This is a genomic window from Ruminococcus sp. D54t1_190329_F1, from assembly GCF_015551645.1.
In the GTDB taxonomy this organism is placed as follows: Bacteria; Bacillota; Clostridia; order Lachnospirales; family Lachnospiraceae; genus Blautia_A; species Blautia_A faecis.
Genome location: NZ_JADNDC010000103.1, coordinates 1 through 1,335, shown reverse-complemented (window position 1 = coordinate 1,335; position 1,335 = coordinate 1). Strand labels below are relative to the sequence as shown.

1 protein-coding gene and 1 pseudogene are annotated in these 1,335 nt (G+C 42.4%); both read left to right on the top strand.

What is annotated here, in order from left to right; all coding sequences use genetic code 11:
* Positions 1-264 (top strand): conjugal transfer protein (locus I2D69_RS21330; RefSeq protein WP_195380422.1); only part of this gene is annotated, 264 nt, incomplete at its 5' end.
* Positions 242-1,335: pseudogene (locus I2D69_RS21325) on the top strand (ATP/GTP-binding protein); the annotation flags it as partial. The gene I2D69_RS21330 and the pseudogene I2D69_RS21325, both read left to right, overlap by 23 nt.

Genomic DNA, 1,335 nt, shown 5'->3' with positions numbered 1-1,335 from the left:
CTGTTTGGGGATATTCCCCCACTTTCCATGATTGAGGGAGCATTTCTCAAATACTTTGGTATTCCCGTTGCTCTCACTTGGTTCATGTCGCAGAAAACCTTTGACGGAAAGAAGCCGTACAGCTTTTTGAAATCACAGATAACCTATGCCCTGCGACCAAAAATCACTTATGCAGGAAAAGCCGTAAAACTGCATAAGCAGATATTGAATGAAACAATCACGGCAGTAAGGAGTGTGAACTATGTTCCCGATAAAATATATTGACAATAACCTTGTCTGGAACAAGGACAATGAGGTGTTCGCCTACTATGAGCTGATACCATACAACTATTCTTTTCTATCCGCAGAGCAGAAATTTATCGTGCATGACAGTTTCCGACAGCTTATCGCACAGTCCCGTGAGGGTAAAATTCATGCGTTGCAGATTGCCACAGAAAGCTCAATCCGCAGTATGCAGGAACAGTCAAAGAAGCTGGTAACTGGAAAATTAAAGGAAGTTGCCTGCCAGAAGATAGACGAACAGACCGAAGCGTTAGTATCTATGATTGGGGACAATCAAGTGGACTACCGCTTTTTTCTTGGCTTTAAGCTCATGGTTACGGAAGAACAGCTCAATCTGAAGAACATTAAAAAATCGGCGTGGCTGACGTTCACGGAATTTCTCCATGAAGTGAACCACACGCTGATGAATGACTTTGTTTCCATGCCGAATGATGAAATCAACCGTTACATGAAAATGGAAAAATTACTGGAAAATAAAATCTCCCGTCGCTTCAAGGTGCGTCGCTTGGAAATCAATGATTTTGGGTATCTCATGGAACATCTTTACGGCAGGGACGGTATCGCTTATGAAGATTATGAGTACCAGTTACCAAAGAAGAAATTGAAGAAAGAAACGCTGATAAAATACTACGACCTTATCCGTCCGACAAGGTGTGTGATTGAAGAAAGCCAGCGATATTTACGATTGGAACATGAGGACAAGGAAAGCTATGTGTCCTATTTTACCGTCAATGCGATTGTCGGCGAGCTTGATTTTCCGTCGTCTGAAATCTTCTATTTCCAGCAACAGCAATTCACATTCCCCGTTGATACTTCTATGAATGTAGAAATCGTGGAGAACCGAAAAGCACTTACCACAGTAAGAAACAAGAAAAAGGAATTGAAAGACCTTGACAATCACGCTTATCAAGCAGGAAGTGAAACCAGCTCAAATGTGGTAGACGCATTAGACAGCGTGGACGAGCTGGAAACCGATTTAGACCAGAGCAAAGAAAGTATGTATAAGTTAAGCTACGTGATACGGGTGTCTGCACCCGATCTTGACGAGCTGAA